The 17,194-nt window shown below is 44.7% G+C and carries 18 protein-coding genes; 2 read left to right on the forward strand and 16 right to left on the reverse strand.

Annotated elements, in window-relative coordinates:
• Window positions 1–20: 20 nt before the first annotated feature.
• The 16 genes from nadA to aspS form a co-directional block, all read right to left on the reverse strand.
• Entirely contained in the window at window positions 21–1,082 is a 1,062-nt protein-coding gene (gene nadA, locus AB4263_RS05515) for a quinolinate synthase NadA (protein WP_136973580.1), read from the reverse strand.
• 209 nt (window positions 1,083–1,291) lie between these two features.
• On the reverse strand, window positions 1,292–2,074 hold the full coding sequence (gene ybgF / locus AB4263_RS05520; RefSeq protein ID WP_372097828.1) for a tol-pal system protein YbgF: 783 nt from the start codon (window positions 2,072–2,074) through the stop codon (window positions 1,292–1,294).
• Window positions 2,075–2,107: 33 nt separating this feature from the next.
• Window positions 2,108–2,650, reverse strand: a complete 543-nt coding sequence (pal, locus tag AB4263_RS05525; RefSeq protein WP_017062069.1) for a peptidoglycan-associated lipoprotein Pal — start codon at window positions 2,648–2,650, stop codon at window positions 2,108–2,110.
• Window positions 2,651–2,763: 113 nt separating this feature from the next.
• On the reverse strand, window positions 2,764–4,116 hold the full coding sequence (tolB, locus tag AB4263_RS05530) for a Tol-Pal system beta propeller repeat protein TolB (RefSeq protein ID WP_372097830.1): 1,353 nt from the start codon (window positions 4,114–4,116) through the stop codon (window positions 2,764–2,766).
• A 12-nt stretch (window positions 4,117–4,128) separates the two neighbouring features.
• The gene (tolA, locus tag AB4263_RS05535) at window positions 4,129–5,196 is read right to left on the reverse strand and encodes a cell envelope integrity protein TolA (RefSeq protein ID WP_372097832.1); all 1,068 of its coding nucleotides are present in this window, start codon (window positions 5,194–5,196) and stop codon (window positions 4,129–4,131) included.
• A 13-nt stretch (window positions 5,197–5,209) separates the two neighbouring features.
• Window positions 5,210–5,653, reverse strand: a complete 444-nt coding sequence (gene tolR, locus AB4263_RS05540) for a protein TolR (protein WP_017062072.1) — start codon at window positions 5,651–5,653, stop codon at window positions 5,210–5,212.
• Window positions 5,654–5,656: 3 nt separating this feature from the next.
• A complete protein-coding gene (gene tolQ, locus AB4263_RS05545) occupies window positions 5,657–6,340 on the reverse strand; it encodes a protein TolQ (protein WP_017062073.1) in 684 nt (227 codons plus the stop codon).
• Entirely contained in the window at window positions 6,330–6,767 is a 438-nt protein-coding gene (ybgC, locus tag AB4263_RS05550) for a tol-pal system-associated acyl-CoA thioesterase (protein WP_017062074.1), read from the reverse strand. The genes tolQ and ybgC overlap by 11 nt, the downstream gene beginning before the upstream one ends.
• Before the next feature lie 172 nt (window positions 6,768–6,939).
• Window positions 6,940–7,242: a cyd operon protein YbgE gene (gene ybgE / locus AB4263_RS05555; protein WP_017070009.1), complete on the reverse strand. Its 303-nt coding sequence runs from the start codon at window positions 7,240–7,242 to the stop codon at window positions 6,940–6,942.
• The gene (cydX, locus tag AB4263_RS05560; RefSeq protein ID WP_000270284.1) at window positions 7,235–7,342 is read right to left on the reverse strand and encodes a cytochrome bd-I oxidase subunit CydX; all 108 of its coding nucleotides are present in this window, start codon (window positions 7,340–7,342) and stop codon (window positions 7,235–7,237) included. Before cydX ends, ybgE begins: the two co-directional genes overlap by 8 nt.
• A 31-nt stretch (window positions 7,343–7,373) precedes the next feature.
• Window positions 7,374–8,510 (reverse strand): cytochrome d ubiquinol oxidase subunit II, encoded by a 1,137-nt coding sequence (cydB, locus tag AB4263_RS05565; RefSeq protein WP_372097834.1) that lies wholly within the window; start codon window positions 8,508–8,510, stop codon window positions 7,374–7,376.
• A 13-nt stretch (window positions 8,511–8,523) separates the two neighbouring features.
• Complete coding sequence (gene cydA, locus AB4263_RS05570; protein WP_017062077.1) at window positions 8,524–10,110, reverse strand: cytochrome ubiquinol oxidase subunit I; 1,587 nt, start codon at window positions 10,108–10,110, stop codon at window positions 8,524–8,526.
• 553 nt (window positions 10,111–10,663) lie between these two features.
• Window positions 10,664–11,680, reverse strand: a complete 1,017-nt coding sequence (ruvB, locus tag AB4263_RS05575; protein ID WP_017062078.1) for a Holliday junction branch migration DNA helicase RuvB — start codon at window positions 11,678–11,680, stop codon at window positions 10,664–10,666.
• Window positions 11,681–11,783: 103 nt separating this feature from the next.
• Complete coding sequence (ruvA, locus tag AB4263_RS05580; protein WP_017062079.1) at window positions 11,784–12,395, reverse strand: Holliday junction branch migration protein RuvA; 612 nt, start codon at window positions 12,393–12,395, stop codon at window positions 11,784–11,786.
• A gap of 152 nt (window positions 12,396–12,547) precedes the next feature.
• Window positions 12,548–13,069 carry a crossover junction endodeoxyribonuclease RuvC gene (gene ruvC, locus AB4263_RS05585; RefSeq protein ID WP_008219936.1) on the reverse strand — a complete coding sequence of 174 codons (522 nt, stop codon included), beginning with the start codon at window positions 13,067–13,069 and terminating at the stop codon, window positions 12,548–12,550.
• A gap of 212 nt (window positions 13,070–13,281) precedes the next feature.
• Window positions 13,282–15,054 carry an aspartate--tRNA ligase gene (aspS, locus tag AB4263_RS05590; protein ID WP_017072253.1) on the reverse strand — a complete coding sequence of 591 codons (1,773 nt, stop codon included), beginning with the start codon at window positions 15,052–15,054 and terminating at the stop codon, window positions 13,282–13,284.
• A gap of 314 nt (window positions 15,055–15,368) precedes the next feature.
• Here aspS and AB4263_RS05595 point away from each other — a divergent pair, with 314 nt between their 5' ends.
• Entirely contained in the window at window positions 15,369–16,274 is a 906-nt protein-coding gene (locus AB4263_RS05595; RefSeq protein ID WP_029235140.1) for a DUF72 domain-containing protein, read from the forward strand.
• 139 nt (window positions 16,275–16,413) lie between these two features.
• Entirely contained in the window at window positions 16,414–17,142 is a 729-nt protein-coding gene (gene cmoA, locus AB4263_RS05600; protein WP_017062083.1) for a carboxy-S-adenosyl-L-methionine synthase CmoA, read from the forward strand.
• The last annotated feature ends 52 nt before the right edge of the window (window positions 17,143–17,194 follow it).

Here is a 17,194-nt window from a genome sequence, read left to right on the forward strand (position 1 = left end):
TGGTTAGATAAAAGAACGACTTACGCGTTACCTTTTACCTGCACATTTAACTGCTCTGCAAAATCTAGCATGCGGTTCAATGGAATAAGAGACTTCACGCGTAATTCGTCAGAAACGAAGATTTCGTGTTGCTCACCACCATTCTCAAGCGCGTTTTCAATCGCTTCAAGGCCGTTCATTGCCATCCAAGGACAGTGTGCGCAGCTACGACACGTTGCACCAACACCCGCTGTCGGCGCTTCAATCAGCTCTTTTTCAGGAACCAATTGCTGCATCTTGAAGAAGATGCCTTTGTCTGTCGCAACAATCATCTGTGGATGAGGCAGCTCTTTTGCTTTCTTGATCAGTTGGCTTGTTGAGCCTACAGCGTCAGCCAGTTCAACCACGCTTGCTGGTGATTCTGGGTGAACCAAGATAGCCGCTTCTGGGTATACCGATTTCATTTTCTTCAAAGCATCAGCTGAGAACTCATCATGAACGATACACTCACCTTGCCAAAGCAACATGTCAGCGCCAGTTTGATTTGCGATGTAAGAACCTAGGTGACGGTCTGGCCCCCAAATAATGGGTTTGCCTTCAGCGTCTAGGCTTTCAACGATTTCTAAAGCGATGCTCGACGTAACTACCCAGTCTGCACGAGCTTTAACAGCTGCAGAGGTGTTCGCGTATACAACCACAGTGTGGTCAGGGTGAGCATCACAAAATTCTGTAAATTTGTCAGCTGGGCAGCCAAGATCAAGCGAACATTCAGCTTCAAGTGTTGGCATTAAAATGCGTTTTTCAGGAGTAAGAATCTTTGCAGACTCACCCATGAAACGAACACCAGCGATGATCAAAGTGCTTGCTGAGTGACGGTTACCGAACTTAGCCATCTCTAATGAATCGCCAACGAAACCCCCAGTTTCTTCTGCCAGAGCCTGAATTTCAGGATCGGTGTAGTAGTGTGCAATTAGAACTGCATCTTTTTCTTGAAGTAGTTTTTTTATGTTTGCGATGTGGGCCTGTTTCTGAGCGTCGCTCAATGGAACTGGCTTAGGCGGAAACGGGTAAACTGTATCGATTTTATCTAGTATATGACTCATTGCTCTTGCTCTACGCAACTTCTTCCGAGAATCCGAGTATTCTACACAGGACAGCGATTGGGATCAAAAAGGATTGGTTGCAAGCGGTGACTAGCTAATGCTTAAAACGCATAAACAAGGCGATGTGTTGTCATCACTAGCAAGAGAAGTAAACACTAAACGGAAGTGAACAGGTATAAAAAAGAGGCGCCTAAGCACCCCTATTTTGGTTATAAGTGGGTTTTGGCCACTTTAGCCGAAGCACTGTTTGGGTGCTCGGTTACGACTTGTTGGTAATATTTCTTAGCTTGCGTCGCGTTGTTGTTGCGCGCTGCTATGTCACCAAGCTTAACCAGTGCATCTGCTCGCTTGTTTGAGTCTTTGTACGACACAACAGCAGCGAAGCTCTTCACGGCTTCTTTATCTTGCTTCTTAGCGAAATAAAGCTGACCTAACCAGTAATGTGAGTTAGGTGTGAAGGTAGAATCTGGGAAGTCTTTTTGAAACTTTTGGAATGCAGCGATAGCACCCGTGTAGTCTCGTTGCTTTAGAATCATATCTACAGCATTTTGATAAGCAGTTTGCTCATCCACATCAGTACTGAACGTACCAGAAGCGTCTTTAGAGCCTTCGCTCGCCGCCACTGCTACCGTTGCTGTTCCTGCTGCTTTCACCTCGCCTCTTACGCGATCCAGTTCAATGAACAGTTCACGCTGACGCTCTAGCATTTGCTTCATATCGTAGCTGTTTCGTTCCAGATCACCACGAAGTTCACTGATCTCCAGTGCCATGTCGTCGATTTGCTGTTGCATTTGAAGCTGAACGAGATTGCGATTTTGAAGCAGGCGCTCAAAACGCTCAATATCTGATTCGTTAGATGCTGATCGAGAGGAAGATGATGAATTGGTTGCGGTGCTATTGAGATCGGATACTGGAGCTGGTGCAGCGAACGCGGTGTTCGCTGCACTTGCCAGTAACGAAAGCAAAATGACTCGCTTTGTGTTACTGAACATGAGGCAATTCCTCAATTATATAGTCTACTAAAATTAGTAAACTAGTACTGCGCGACGGTTTTTAGCGTACACATCTTCAGATTGACCTAGAAGAAGTGGCTTCTCTTCACCGTAGCTTACGATAGAGATTTGGTCAGCTTGAACACCTAGAGCTTGTAGGTATTTCGCTACAGCTTGTGCACGACGCTCGCCAAGTGCGATGTTGTACTCAGGAGTACCGCGCTCATCAGCGTGACCTTCGATAGTAACGTTCATGTCAACGTTCTTAACTAGGTATGCTGCGTGAGCTGCTAGCATTTCTTCGTAATCGCCAGCGATAGTAGAGTTATCGAATGCGAAGTAGATTGTTTGAGTTTCACGTAGCGCTTGCTCTTTAAGCTCTTGCTCAGACAGTTGACCGTTAGCGTCAATTGGCGTTACAACAGTTGTGTCTACATTGCCTTCTGAACCTGAAGTTGTTTGGTTGCTTTCAGTACCAGATGTTGCAGATGTTGCTTCATCAGTTGAGCTACATGCCGTTACTGCCATCACTGGTAGTGCAATCATCAAGCCTTTAAGAACTTTGTTAAGTTGCATCTTTTTTTCCTTACGTTATCAAACTTAGTTTCTACAGCGACTAAGAGTGCTATAGATAGTTAAATGCCACAATAGTTAACACTATCAATAGCTAAAAGAATATGTAATTTTCCCTAGAGGAACGGTGACCATGCAGGCGCTCTTACGCGTCCGTTAGTTGCCGGTAATCTAGCTTTAAAACGTCCATCGATAGAAACCATCGATAGTACATTTGTTTTGTTGTAAATAGAGCTATAGATAACCATACCTCCATTCGGTGCAATACTTGGAGACTCATCTAACAATGTTTTTGTTAGTACCTGAACCGCACCGGTTTCCAAATCTTGCTTAGCCAAGTTAAAACCTGAGTTGCTGCGATTCACCATGATCATGAATCGACCATCAGGAGTGATCTGGCCACCTAAGTTTTGGCTACCTTGCCAAGTAATACGAGAAGTCGAATTATTGGACAAATTTACATTATAAATCTGTGGTTTACCACCACGATCCGATGTGAAAATAAGAGACTTGCCATCTGGGTGCCAGAATGGTTCAGTATTATTCGAACGGCCGCGGGTAATTTGAGTCAGCTTACGGCTAGCAAGGTCAAGTGTGTACACCTGAAGGCTGCCCGTTTTCGACAATACCAATGCCAATGTTTTACCATCTGGCGAGAATCTTGGCGCACCATTGTGACGAGGGTATGACGTCACTTTCTCACGTTCACCCGTGTAAATATTCATGATGAATATTTCAGCTTGGCCATTCTGGAAGCTCACATAAGCTAGCTTTTTGCCGTCTGGTGACCATGCTGGAGACATGAGAGGCTGCTTAGAACGAAGTACTAAACGCTCGTTAAAGCCATCGTAGTCAGCAACACGAAGTTGATACGGGTACTTGTCTTTATCGTTCACTACCACGTAAGAGATACGAGTTAAGAACGCGCCTTTCTCACCAGTTAGCTCTTCATACACTAGGTCTGAGATACGGTGTGCGTACTCTCTCAAGCGATTACCAGGAACCGTAGCCTTCTTATTGAATAGAACGTGATCTTTAGAAAGCACTAATTGGCCTTCATCACTCAGCGCACGACTTTGTCCTTTGGTCAGTTGACCACGAACAATGTCGATCAATTGGTAATTCACCACATACTGCCCTTCGGCATTTTTAGTGATACTGCCGGTAAGCAATGAGTCAACACCTAGGTTAGTCCAAGCATCAAAGTTAACCTCAGTTTCGCTGTAAGGCGTTTGAGGCATTTTGCTTGTCGCAACTGGGCTGAATTTACCACTGCGCTGTAAGTCAGAAGCGATAACCGCTGATACATCGTGTGGCAATGGCTCTGAGCCTTCCCAACCGAAAGGTACAATAGCTATAGGTCTTGCAGAGTTAATACCGTCTGTAATAACCAGCTCCAGCGCTGCATGTGCAAACTGGCTGCTTGTAGCTATTAAGAAAACAAAACTCAGTAATAGTTTCTTTAACACAAGTTCGTCCTTTTACTCTGGTGATACAGTTAAGTTAATGTCTTTCAGTGAGTTCACAATGTCTGGGTCTTTAGGCAACGGGTAAGATTGTACTTGTGCCACCGCACGCTTGGTTGCTGCACATAAACGGCTATCGCCATCTAAGATACTCAAACTACCCAATATCGCGTTAGAGCCCGTTGGAATCAGCTTAAGGTTCACTCGACATGAGCGTCCTCGATAGCTGTCTTCTAACAACAGGTTCTGTTGAATCAGTTGGGTATAGATAGCCCCGTAACGTTGCGCTTCATCAGTGATAAATTGTTGTCTTGCTGAAGAGTTTTGAGTCGCTTCCGTTTCAAGCCCAGCAAAGATATCGTTCAATGCGGCTTCTTGTTGTTTACGCTCTTTTTCTGCTTTTGCTGCAGCTTCTTTTGCCTTACGGGCTTTCTCTGCTGTGGCTGCCGCTTCTTTCTCTTTCGCTATGCGTTGCTTTTCCGCGAGTTCAGCGGCTTCTTTCTCTTTACGAGCTTTGTCTGCTGCCTCTTTCGCTGCTTTTTCTTTTGCCACGCGTTCTTGTTCAGCTTTTGCGATTGCCGCTTCTTTGGCTTTACGCTCGTTCTCGGCTTTCACTAACGCAGCTTCTTTTAGCTTACGGTCAGCTTCGGCTTTAGCGGCTTTCTTTTGCTCTTGCTGTAAACGCGCTTCTTCAGCTTTGCGTTGTTTCTCTTTCTCAACTCGACGCTTTTCAGCTTCACGAGTTGCTTTAGCTTCTTTCGCTTGCTGTTCTTTTAGCTTGCGAATATTTTCTTCTTCAGCTTTACGATTCTTTTCAAGTCGTTCGCTTTCACGTCTTAGTTTGTCAAGACGCTCTTGCTCTTTCTTGCTTGCCGCTTCTCTTTGTTGACGAATCTGTTGAGCTTGCTGGCGAATCAACTGAGGATCAATCACCACTGCTTGAACCATCTGCCCTGTAGGCTTTGGCTCTGACATCGTGAAATCCGCCCCCCAAATGAGCGCAACGAATAAAATGACGTGCAGCCCAAGAGAAATAAGAAGCGGTGATCTGAAATTATTGGATTTTTTATTATTCGCTTTCATGAATGCTACGGAGCTATTCCCTTATATCCGTTAAAAGGCCAACCTTTGGCACACCTGCACGGCTTAATTCATCAAGTAATAAAACCACTTCAGCGTATGGCGTTGCGGCATCACCACCAACCGCCACTGGAGAGTTTGGCTTCAGAGACAACTCGGCTTTCACACGGACGATAATATCTTCCATTGATAAGCCACGCTGTACTTCTTCGTCATTAACGCTCAAGCCAAGTTCACCGTCTTTGTTCACTTCAACGATGATGAAACTTGCATTGTCGTCACCCAGTAGGTCTTGTGCCGATTTAGCCGTTGAAGCCTGAGGCAATTCAACGTCAACGCCTTGAGTAACAAACGGCGAAGTCACCATAAAAATGATCAGCAAAACAAGCATAACGTCGATGTAAGGTACAACGTTAATCTCTGCTGTCATTTTGCGTTTTTTAGGTTGGTATCCAGCCATCTATTATTCCCTGCCAGCCATCGCTTGACGGTGAAGAATACTGTGAAACTCTTCAGAGAAAGTCGCGTAGTTGTGTTCTAGCTTGCCTACTCGGCTGCTGAAGCGGTTGTACGCCATTACCGCTGGAATCGCAGCGAATAGACCCATTGCTGTTGCGATCAGTGCTTCTGCAATACCAGGAGCAACCATTGCGAGCGTCGCTTGCTTCACTTCACCTAATGCGATGAATGAGTGCATGATGCCCCAAACCGTACCAAATAGGCCGATGTATGGGCTGATAGAGCCAACGGTCGCCAAGAAAGGTAAGTTAGTTTCTAGTTCATCAACCTCACGAGCAACGGCAACGCGCATCGCACGGCCAGTGCCTTCCATAATGAAGTCAGGTGATGTTGCATTCGATTTACGAAGGCGAGCGAACTCAGTAAAGCCTGCGTAGAAAATTTCTTCAGTACCAGAAAGCTCGTCTTTGCGTTTGTTGCTCTCTTGGTACAGTTTTGCAAGATCAACGCCTGACCAAAATTTGTCTTCAAACACTTCTGTTTGTTTAGAAGCTTGAGATAACACTTTACTTCTTTTTATGATCATCGCCCAAGAAACAACAGACATGCCCATAAGAGTCAGCATGACCATCTTAACTAGTAAACTAGCTTCTAAAATTAGGCCTAAGATTGAGATTTCAGCAGTCACTATTCGTTAGCTCCGTGAGAATAAATGTTGGCATTGCTTTGGGTTTCATTTTTTGATTATCGATACATGCTACCTTAACCATTGCTTTACACAATGCCTTGCCATCAGGATTTACGATCTCTTGACAGAAGACCAAGGTAGCTCGCTTCAACTCGTAAATATTTGTAATGACTTGTAAAGAATCATCAAGACGCGCGCCTTGAATAAAATCAATGTCCATATGTCGGACTACAAAACCGATGTTTTGTTCTAACAATACTTGCTGAGAAACGCCAATTGAGCGCAACATCTCAGTTCGAGCGCGTTCGAAAAACTTAAGATAGTTTGAATGGTATACAACGCCACCCGCATCGGTGTCTTCGTAATACACAGTCACTGGCCACGTAAATAGCTTAGATAATCCCTGCAATTTGCTACCACAATCCAAAACGATAAAGATCTCACTATAACCTAACTCCTTATCATTAATAGTATATCGCTGTGAATTTTTTGATTTGAGAGACGAAAAAAAAGGCCATCTGTATAAGATGACCTCTTTTTGGCTAAAAACCCAACAAGTATAAAGGCTCACGTTGTTATGAACCTAAATCCTTTGCCTTTTATAGAAGGCGCAGCGTCGTTAGGTAGAGCAAAATTGTGAGTGAAACATATGGGCTAAACAGTAGCTGCCACATCCAAGCTCTTGGCTTAAATCCGATACCGTAAACCATGCTTGAGCATACTGCCCAAATGAACATTGGCCCGATGATTGCGTTAAAGCCACCGATGCTTGTCGCATACGCTTCAGGATCCCACATCACTAAACCCACATGCATGAAACCCAATACTAGGGCTAAGGCTCTAAGCAGAGTCTTATCCATTGGTTGATGCAGCTTAGCGATTTGCTCTGCGAGATTACTCACTGTCTTTGTCCATCATTTCTGAATGCTCTAGCCATAGAGCATTGATGATGCCGAATGCACATGCTAGAAGTACACCCAAAATCCATGCGAAATACCACATAAAATTTCTCCTAAGTTATTTAACTTCTAGCTTAGTAAGCTGAAACGTCGTTATCTTCGATGTGTTTCTTATCTAGACGACCGAACATTTTGTAGTATGTCCAAGTTGTGTAGCCAAGAATCACAGGAACCATTACCGCCGCAACGACAGTCATAAGACCAAGCGTTAGCTCACTCGCTGTTGAATCCCACATAGTCAAGCTTTGGTTAGGGTTCAGGCTTGATGGCATTACGAATGGGAACATTGCAAAACCAGCCGTTAGAATAACACCAGCGTTCGATAGGCTTGAGAACAAGAATGCGAAACCACCACGCTCAAAGCGAGATGCAATCACAGCAAGCAGTGGCATTGCTACACCAAGGATCGGCGCAGCCCACATTGCTGGATAAGTTTCGAAGTTTGTCATCCAAGCACCCATTTGAAGTGATACTTCTTTGTTTAGTGGGTTTGAGTCAGCAAACGTATCGATAGTGCTCGTAATTACATAGCCTTCGATAGATTGAACCCAGAAACCACCAATAACGAATAGAGCAATAGCAATTAGGCCAGTGATCTGAGCAACGTTACGAGCACGAGCGTGCAGCGCTTCTGTTGTCTTCATTTGAAGCCATGTTGCACCTTGCATCACGAACAACATCAGAGCCAACACACCACAAAGCAATGCAAATGGGTTAAGCAGAGCGAAGAACGTACCATGGTACTTAGACATCATAAATTCGTTCAGTTCAAATGGAACACCTTGTAGTAGGTTACCAAATGCCACACCGAAAATGATTGGTGGTACTGCGCCACTAAAGCAAAGTGCGTAGTCCCAAGTTTTGCGCCATTTTGGATCTTCGATCTTTGAACGGTAGTCAAGAGCAAGTGGACGTAACCAAAGTGCAGCTAGCGTTACGTACATTGCGAAGTAAAAACCAGAGAAAGACGTCGCGTAAACCAGTGGCCATGCAGCAAACAATGCACCACCCGCAGTGATAAGCCAAACTTGGTTACCATCCCAGTGAGGGGCAATCGTGTTTAGCATAATACGACGTTCAGTGTCGCTCTTACCGATAACAGGTGACAGAGCGGCAACACCCATATCAAAGCCATCAGTTACGGCGAAACCAACCAGTAGAACACCGATCAATACCCACCAAATAAGTCGTAAGCTTTCGTAATCAAACATAATATTCCCTCACTTATACTTCAACTGAACGGCTAACTTTGTCTTCAACAGAGTTATCGTTTTGTTCGAAGTGGTAACGGCCTGTCTTCAAGCTACTTGGACCTTTACGTGCGAATTTCAGCATTAGGTAAACTTCAGCAATCAAGAACACTGTGTAAAGTGCCAGGATAGCGAATAGAGAAGTCCAAAGCTGTTCAATAGTCAGTGCTGATGCAGCAACGTTAACCGGTAGGATTTCACCAACCGCCCATGGTTGACGACCAAACTCAGCAACGAACCAACCTGCTTCAATCGCAATCCAAGGAAGTGGGATTGAGAATAGCGCAGCTTTAAGTACCCATGGTTTCTGTTCGATTTTCTGACGACACGTTTGAACAAACGCAGCACCGAATACAAACAGCATGATGAAGCCACAAGCAACCATCAGACGGAATGACCAGAATAGAGGCCAAACTGTTGGGATAGAATCATCCGCAGCCATTTGGATTTGGTCTTCAGTTGCATCAACAACGTCGTCTGTGTAGCGCTTAAGAAGCAAGCCGTAACCTAGGTCACCTTTCACTTCGTCGAACGCAGCCATGTTTTCTTCAGACTTATCGCCTGCACGTAGCTTTTCAAGCAGCTCGTACGCGTACATACCAGTACGGATACGATCAACGTGGTCATCACGTAGGTCACGTAGGCCCGTTACTTCAGTATCAAGCGAACGCGTTGCGATGATACCCATTACGTAAGGAATTTTAATTGCGTAGTCAGTATTCATTGTCTCTTGGTTCGGAATACCAAAAACAGTAAATGCTGCTGGTGCTTCTTCAGTGTGCCATTCCGCTTCTACAGCAGCGAGCTTCACTTTTTGAACTTCACCAAGCTCGTAACCAGATTCATCACCTAGTACGATTACTGACAAGATCGCCGCCATACCGAAAGACGCTGCAATCGCGAAAGAACGACGAGCAAAGGCAAGGTCACGACCTTTAAGAATGTAGTATGAGCTGATACCAAGGATGAACATTGCACCCGTTGTGTAACCAGACGCTACTGTGTGTACGAATTTAACTTGTGCTACTGGGTTTAGTACAACTTCAGCGAAGCTCACCATTTCCATACGCATAGTTTCAAAGTTAAATTCCGCACCCACTGGGTTTTGCATCCAGCCGTTTGCTACCAAGATCCAAAGCGCAGAGAAGTTAGAGCCAAGTGCTACTAACCAAGTTACCGCTAAGTGCTGACGCTTTGACAGTCTGTCCCAACCGAAGAAGAATAGGCCAACAAAAGTAGACTCTAGGAAGAATGCAACAAGCGCTTCGATAGCTAGCGGAGCACCAAAAATGTCGCCAACATAGTGAGAATAGTAAGACCAGTTAGTACCAAACTGGAACTCCATGGTTAAGCCTGTCGCTACACCAAGAGCAAAGTTAATACCAAACAATTTACCCCAGAACTTGGTCATGTCCTTGTAAATTTGCTTGCCAGTCATTACATAAACTGACTCCATAATGGCAAGTAGAAATGCCATACCTAAAGTCAGTGGAACAAATAGGAAGTGATACATCGCTGTAAATGCAAACTGCAATCGCGACAGATCAACAACATCAATCATGGTAACTCCTTTGTGTCGGCTGAATGACACTTGTGTGATTATTCACCGCAAAAATCCATGTTAAAACAATTTATGTAATTGTTATTACAAATTGAAATTTGTAGCAAAAACGTACCGTTATAGTTAGATTATTGTTAAGCATGAGCTAATATAGCTGGCGCTAATATTACTGGTAAAATCAGTATGTTTCAAAAGGTTTATGGGAGAACCCTGCGTTGATTTGTATCAAATTTATTTGAGCAAATTAGAGTTATTTTTGTACAATTATGATTAAAATCACACCAATTATGCTTGTCTTAATAACAGCGCATGATATCTGTGACAAATGCTCAGCACCACCTCAACATCCGAATTACAACTACCTATAAAGTATTAACAAAAAATATGACAACTTATTTCATTTCCTGTTATCTAAATCAAACCTGAAATCAAAGTTTCCATTTTTGAAGCTCCCTTTTCGATCTTTTTATCGACTCGCTCAAAGAGTTGTTATTCAGTAAAAAGCAAAAAAAAACCAGCGCTTATGCAACTGGGATCTTTAAAAATGAATAATTTAACGATTGGAGGGTTTATCTATTCCAAAGTGTAAATACGCTCTGTCGGTCGCGATTCGACCTCTTGGCGTCCTTTGTAGGTAACCTTGTTGAATCAAGTAAGGTTCTAACACATCTTCAATAGTGTCTCTCTCTTCACCAATCGCGGCAGCCATGTTGTCGATACCTACCGGACCACCACCAAACTTCTCCATAATCGCCAGCAGAAGCTTTCTATCCATGTAGTCGAAACCTTTAGCATCGACATCCAACATGTTTAGCGCTTTGTCAGCAACCTCCGGACAAATATGCCCGTCGCCTTTTACTTCCGCATAATCACGAACACGGCGCAGTAGACGGTTAGCAATACGTGGCGTACCACGAGCTCGGCGAGCAACTTCTAGCGCCCCTTCGGACTCCATAGAAAGACCAAGGCAATCTGCACTGCGCTGAACGATGTTTTGTAGGTCTTCAACCTTGTAGTACTCAAGACGCTGAGTAATACCAAAACGGTCACGTAACGGCGATGTCAGTGAGCCAGCACGAGTGGTTGCGCCAATCAAAGTAAAAGGAGGAAGGTCAATCTTGATAGAGCGTGCCGCTGGGCCTTCACCAATCATGATATCTAATTGGTAGTCTTCCATTGCAGGGTACAACACCTCTTCAACCACAGGGCTTAAACGGTGAATCTCATCAATGAACAGGACATCATTTTCTTCGAGATTGGTCAGTAACGCCGCTAGGTCGCCTGCTTTTTCTAGAACAGGGCCTGAAGTCGTACGAATGTTGACATCCATCTCATTGGCAACAATGTTCGCCAACGTGGTTTTACCCAAGCCTGGAGGGCCAAATATCAACAGATGGTCGAGCGCCTCGTTACGCAGTTGTGCCGCTTTGATGAAAATCTCCATCTGGCCACGAACGTGATCCTGACCTTGATAGTCAGCCAGTGCTTTAGGGCGTATTGCACGATCAATGACATCTTCATCTTTGAATACTGGGTTATCCGGTGCAATAAGGCGATCGGCTTCAATCATAAATTCTGCTATTCCTAACTATGCTCTTGTTGACTCTGCGCTTCTTGACTCTGTGTAAAGGCAAAGTGAATGAGTCTATTTTGTCGAACAAGTATATTGGGTATTAAACCATCGATTTCAGAGCTTCGCGAATCAACTGTTCGCTGGTCATGCCATCTTTAGCCACTTGAGAAACCACCTTGGAAGCTTGAGTCGGCTTGTAGCCTAATGCAAGTAGCGCACTTACCGCTTCTTCTTCCGCGTCGTGAACGGTTGGCATAGAATCAATCGGAGCTGCATCTGTCGCTGGAGTAAACAAGTCACCCGCGCCCCACCCTTTCAGGCGGTCTTTCATTTCAACAACCAGACGTTCAGCGGTTTTCTTACCCACACCCGGAAGTTTAACCAGCGTCGAGATATCTTCACGTTCAACACTTTGAACAAACTGGCTAGCCGTCATGCCTGAAAGAATGCCAAGGCCTAGCTTAGGGCCCACACCGTTCGCTTTGATCACTTCACGGAACAGCGCACGCTCTTTAACCGTGTTAAAACCATAAAGTAGCTGCGCATCTTCACGTACAACAAAGTGCGTGTAGATGATTGCCTCTTCGCCCACGTTTGGTAATTCGTAAAAACAGCTCATTGGCATTTGAACTTCATAACCAACACCACTCACTTCGATTAGTAATTCTGGTGGCTGTTTTTCTATTAATGTACCGCGTAGACGTCCGATCACAATTCACTCTCTTGATGGAATATAATTTGAGGGACAGAATATAAAAGAACTGGATGCTTATCCAGTTCTTTGTGTTTATTGGGATGATTTATTTAAGCTTGCTTAGCTTGAGAAACCGAATGATTCTGGCTTCAGAAACGCCATAGCCTAGGTTATCGGTAACGCCCTTTTCTTGCACCTGTTGCTTTACCCGCAAGCGCTATCAAAGTTTTATTGGTGTTAGCGTGAGTGATCGCTACGCCTAGAGCATCGGCAGCATCGGCCTGTGGTTTAGCGGGTAACTTAAGCATGCTCATCACCATGTTCTGAACCATAGACTTGTCCGCACCACCATTACCCGTCACCGCTTGCTTAATTAAACGAGCCGCGTATTCATGTACAGGCAAGTCTGCATTCACCGCAGCCACTATCGCACTACCACGCGCTTGACCAAGTTTAAGTGCTGAATCAGCATTCTTCGCCATGAACACTTGTTCGATCGCGAATACGTCAGGCTGGAACTGGGTGATGATTTCGCTCACACCGGCATAGATCTGCTTTAAGCGACCCGGCAATTCTTTTTCTGACGTGCGAATACAACCGCTACCTAAGTAATATAGATGGCGACCATTTTGACGAATCACGCCATAGCCGGTAATGCGAGAGCCAGGGTCAATCCCTAAGATAATAGACATAACTTCAAATACTGATTATTTATACATGCTTTATGAGCTTAGTATATCGGACGCAAAAAAAAATGCCCGTCAAATTAACGGGCATTTCGTTGTTCTGCGAAAGAAAAAGTTCTATCAAAAACTAAGTTTTGTTGAAAGCTAAAGTGCTATCTAAGACTTAAGCTCTATCGAAAACTCACTGCTTGATTAGAAAGCTGAGCTTAATCGTTTGATTAGTCTTCTTTCTTAGCTAAGTTAACAGCGATTGCTAGCTCTTCCAGTGATGCTGGGTTTGCTAGGCTTGGCGCGTCTGTTAACAGACATGCTGCAGCTGTTGTTTTCGGAAATGCGATAACGTCACGGATGTTCTCAGTACCACAAAGCAGCATTGCTAGACGGTCAAGACCGAATGCTAGACCAGCGTGCGGTGGCGTGCCGTACTTAAGCGCTTCAAGTAGGAAGCCGAACTTCTCTTGTTGCTCTTGTGCTTCGATACCTAGGATACCAAATACCGCTGTTTGCATTTCTGCGTTGTGGATACGTACAGAACCGCCGCCTACTTCGTAGCCGTTGATTACCATGTCGTATGCATCAGAATTTGCTGCTGCTGGGTTCGCTTTTAGCTCTTCCGCGTTCACACCTAGTGGTGATGTGAATGGGTGGTGCATTGCGTGTAGGTTACCTTCGCCGTCTTCTTCGAACATTGGGAAGTCAACAACCCACAGTGGAGCCCATGCAGATGTGTCTGTTAGCTCTAGATCCGTACCTAGTTTAAGACGAAGTGCGCCCATTGCTTCAGCAACGATGCCCGCTTTGTCTGCGCCGAACAGAATGATATCGCCAGATTCAGCTTGAGTACGATCTAGAATACCGTTGATTACGTCTTCGCTTAGGAATTTAGCAACTGGAGATTGAATACCTTCCATGCCTGCAGCACGGTCGTTAACCTTCATCCAAGCTAGGCCTTTCGCGCCGTAGATGTTTACGTGTTCAGCGTAGCCGTCGATTTGCTTACGAGTTAGCTTAGCACCACCTGGAACACGGATAACTGCTACGCGACCTTTTTCGTCGTTAGCTGGGCCAGAGAATACCTTGAATTCAACATCTTTAACCAAGTCAGCAACGTCAACTAGCTCTAGTGGGTTACGTAGATCTGGCTTATCAGAACCGAAACGACGAATCGCTTCAGAGAAAGGCATTACTGGGAATTGACCTAGTTCAACATCTAGAAGTTCTTTCCACATATCGTGAACAAGCTTCTCAGTCACGTTACGTACTTCTTGAGAAGTCATGAAAGATGTTTCGATATCGATTTGAGTAAATTCAGGCTGACGGTCAGCACGTAAATCTTCATCACGGAAACATTTAACGATTTGGTAGTAACGGTCAAAACCAGACATCATCAGCAGTTGCTTGAACAGCTGAGGAGATTGAGGAAGTGCGTAGAAGCTACCTTTGTGAACACGGCTTGGTACTAGGTAGTCACGAGCACCTTCTGGTGTCGCTTTCGTTAGTACTGGCGTTTCGATGTCTAGGAACAGGTTCTCATCAAGGAAACGACGAACGAAGCTAGAAGCACGTGCACGAAGCTTGATACGGTCGCTCATTTCTGGACGACGAAGATCGATGTAACGGTACTTAAGACGCTGCTCTTCAGAGTTCGTTTGGTTGAAGTCTAGTGGAAGCGCTTCTGAACGGTTGATGATCTCTAGACCGGTCGCGTAAAGTTCTACTTCACCAGTAGCCATGTCTTTATTTACTTGGCTGTCCGGGCGAACACGTACTTCACCAGTAAACTTGATACAGAATTCATTACGCAGTTGGTTAGCGATCGGGAAGATATCTTTCATATCTGGATCGACAACAACCTGAACGATGCCTTCACGATCACGCATATCAATAAAGATAAGACCGCCTAAATCACGGCGACGGTTTACCCAGCCGCACAATTCTACAGTTTGTCCCGCCAGGGACTTGTTCAGGTTACCACAGTAATGGGTACGCATAATGAATTTCCCAATCTCTTAATTATTTACTAATTTCCAAGCTGTCAGTGGTCATTCCACACAACAGAGCAAAGGAACATTTATACGCGGAAACTCGCTTAAAATCGACCTTCCACATTCGAATTTATTGTGTTTTATCTGGCTTTGCTGCTTTTTAGCCCATCAAGTGCGCAAAGATTCATCAAAACCGAAAAAATTGCGATAATTATATCTCGAAAGTACCTTAATCAGCAAAACTCTCGTAAAGTAGATTTTCGTTTCAACCCAAAAACTTTTTGTAATGACTGATGGCGTGATGGATAACGGTGTAATAGATGGATAATCGTGTAATAACAACAGAAACTTTACCTCTAAGACTTGGATTAACTATGTGGTCTCATTCTGAGTGGCAAAGTCAGTTCTACGGTAAAGGCACCAAGCCTGCCGAACGCTTGGAAAAATACACCCAAGTTTTCCATACCGTTGAGGGCAACACCACCTTTTACGCTACGCCAAGTATGTCTACCGTTCACAATTGGAAAGCCGCCAGTCACGATGATTTCAAGTTCACCTTCAAATTGCCCAAATTCATCACCCACCAGCAACAACTGAGACACTGCCAAGCCGAACTCAAAGAGTTCTTGATGACGATGTCGCCACTGCATGACCGTATTGGTCAATGGACGATTCAGCTGCCGCACAGTTTTGAGCCCAGCATGCTGCCTGCCCTACAAAAGTTTTGCACCTTATTCCCAAAAGATATGCAGCTTGGCGTCGAAGTTCGACACTTAGGTTTCTTTGATAAGGGCGATGCGGAAAAACGCTTCAACCAATGGCTGGTTGAGGAAGGCATCAATCGCATCATTATGGACAGCCGCCCCGTTTTCTCTGCGCCACCCACCACAGAAGCGGTGATCGATGCGCATCAGAAAAAACCGCGTGTTCCTGTTCATGCAATTGCTACCGCCAATAACCCGATGATTCGATTTATTGGTCACCCAGACCAAGAACCTAATATTGAGTTTTTTAAGCCTTGGTTTGCCAAAATCCCAAACTGGCTTAATGAAGGCAAGCAGCCCTATTTAATGATCCACACCCCAGACAATAACCACGCACCTGAACTTGCGATTGCTATTTATAAGAGGCTACAAAAGCAAGTCTCTGAAAATACATCATTATTACTGCCCGAACTGGCTCAGTTTCCAGCTCAAAAAGGCAATCACCAAATCTCGATGTTTTAACCTCTCACTTGTAAGTAGCTTCGAACCTTGAGCTAAATCTCAGTTTTCGTGACAGTGGCGTTTTTTTTACGTAAAATACGCCCCCTTTTATTTGGTACGAATTTTGTGCCAATTACGCTGACTGTCGAGAGAAAATGCTATGAGCAACACAGACAATATCTTTTCCGCTCCTATTGATAAAATTGGAGACTTCACCTTTGATGCAAGGGTTGCTGAAGTATTTCCGGATATGATTCAACGTTCGGTGCCTGGCTATAGCAATATCATCTCTGCAATCGGCATGCTGGCTGAGCGCTTTGTAAAGCCACACTCAAATATTTACGACCTTGGCTGCTCGCTTGGTGCTGCGACACTTTCTATGCGTCGTCACATTCAGCAAGAAGGCTGCACGATTTTCGCGATCGATAATTCAGAAGCCATGGTTGAGCGCTGCAAATTGCACGTTAATGCTTACCGCAGTGACACACCGGTAGAAGTGATTGAAGCCGACATCCGTGAAGTGGAAATCAAAGACGCTTCTGTTGTGGTGCTTAACTTTACGCTGCAATTTCTTTCTCCAGACGATCGATACGCTCTGCTTGAGAAAATTCATGCTGGCTTGCGCCCAGGCGGGATCTTAATCCTGTCAGAAAAATACGTATTCGAAGATGAAAGCTCAAATGAACTGCTTATCGACCTGCACCATGATTTCAAACGTGCTAACGGGTACAGCGAGCTAGAAGTAAGTCAGAAACGTAGCGCAATTGAAAACGTGATGCGCCCGGATTCGATCCCTGTTCACAGAGAGCGATTTGATAAGATTGGCTTCTCAAGCAGCGAAGTCTGGTTCCAATGTTTCAACTTTGGTTCAATGTTCGCGATAAAGTAAACATTTTAGATTACGTAACCGTCGCGACACCGTTAGCACGTACTAAAATGTC

The sequence above is a fragment of the Vibrio sp. 10N.261.55.C5 genome, assembly GCF_041470505.1.
Taxonomy (GTDB): domain Bacteria; phylum Pseudomonadota; class Gammaproteobacteria; order Enterobacterales; family Vibrionaceae; genus Vibrio; species Vibrio crassostreae_C.

Coding starts and splice junctions, on each gene's coding strand:
- nadA (WP_136973580.1), bottom strand. CDS start 1,082: ATGAGTCATATACTAGATAAAATCGATACAGTTTACCCGTTTCCGCCT.
- ybgF (WP_372097828.1), bottom strand. CDS start 2,074: ATGTTCAGTAACACAAAGCGAGTCATTTTGCTTTCGTTACTGGCAAGT.
- pal (WP_017062069.1), bottom strand. CDS start 2,650: ATGCAACTTAACAAAGTTCTTAAAGGCTTGATGATTGCACTACCAGTG.
- tolA (WP_372097832.1), bottom strand. CDS start 5,196: ATGAAAGCGAATAATAAAAAATCCAATAATTTCAGATCACCGCTTCTT.
- tolR (WP_017062072.1), bottom strand. CDS start 5,653: ATGGCTGGATACCAACCTAAAAAACGCAAAATGACAGCAGAGATTAAC.
- cydX (WP_000270284.1), bottom strand. CDS start 7,342: ATGTGGTATTTCGCATGGATTTTGGGTGTACTTCTAGCATGTGCATTC.
- cydB (WP_372097834.1), bottom strand. CDS start 8,510: ATGTTTGATTACGAAAGCTTACGACTTATTTGGTGGGTATTGATCGGT.
- cydA (WP_017062077.1), bottom strand. CDS start 10,110: ATGATTGATGTTGTTGATCTGTCGCGATTGCAGTTTGCATTTACAGCG.
- ruvB (WP_017062078.1), bottom strand. CDS start 11,680: ATGATTGAAGCCGATCGCCTTATTGCACCGGATAACCCAGTATTCAAA.
- ruvC (WP_008219936.1), bottom strand. CDS start 13,069: ATGTCTATTATCTTAGGGATTGACCCTGGCTCTCGCATTACCGGCTAT.
- aspS (WP_017072253.1), bottom strand. CDS start 15,054: ATGCGTACCCATTACTGTGGTAACCTGAACAAGTCCCTGGCGGGACAA.
- AB4263_RS05595 (WP_029235140.1), top strand. CDS start 15,369: ATGGATAATCGTGTAATAACAACAGAAACTTTACCTCTAAGACTTGGA.
- cmoA (WP_017062083.1), top strand. CDS start 16,414: ATGAGCAACACAGACAATATCTTTTCCGCTCCTATTGATAAAATTGGA.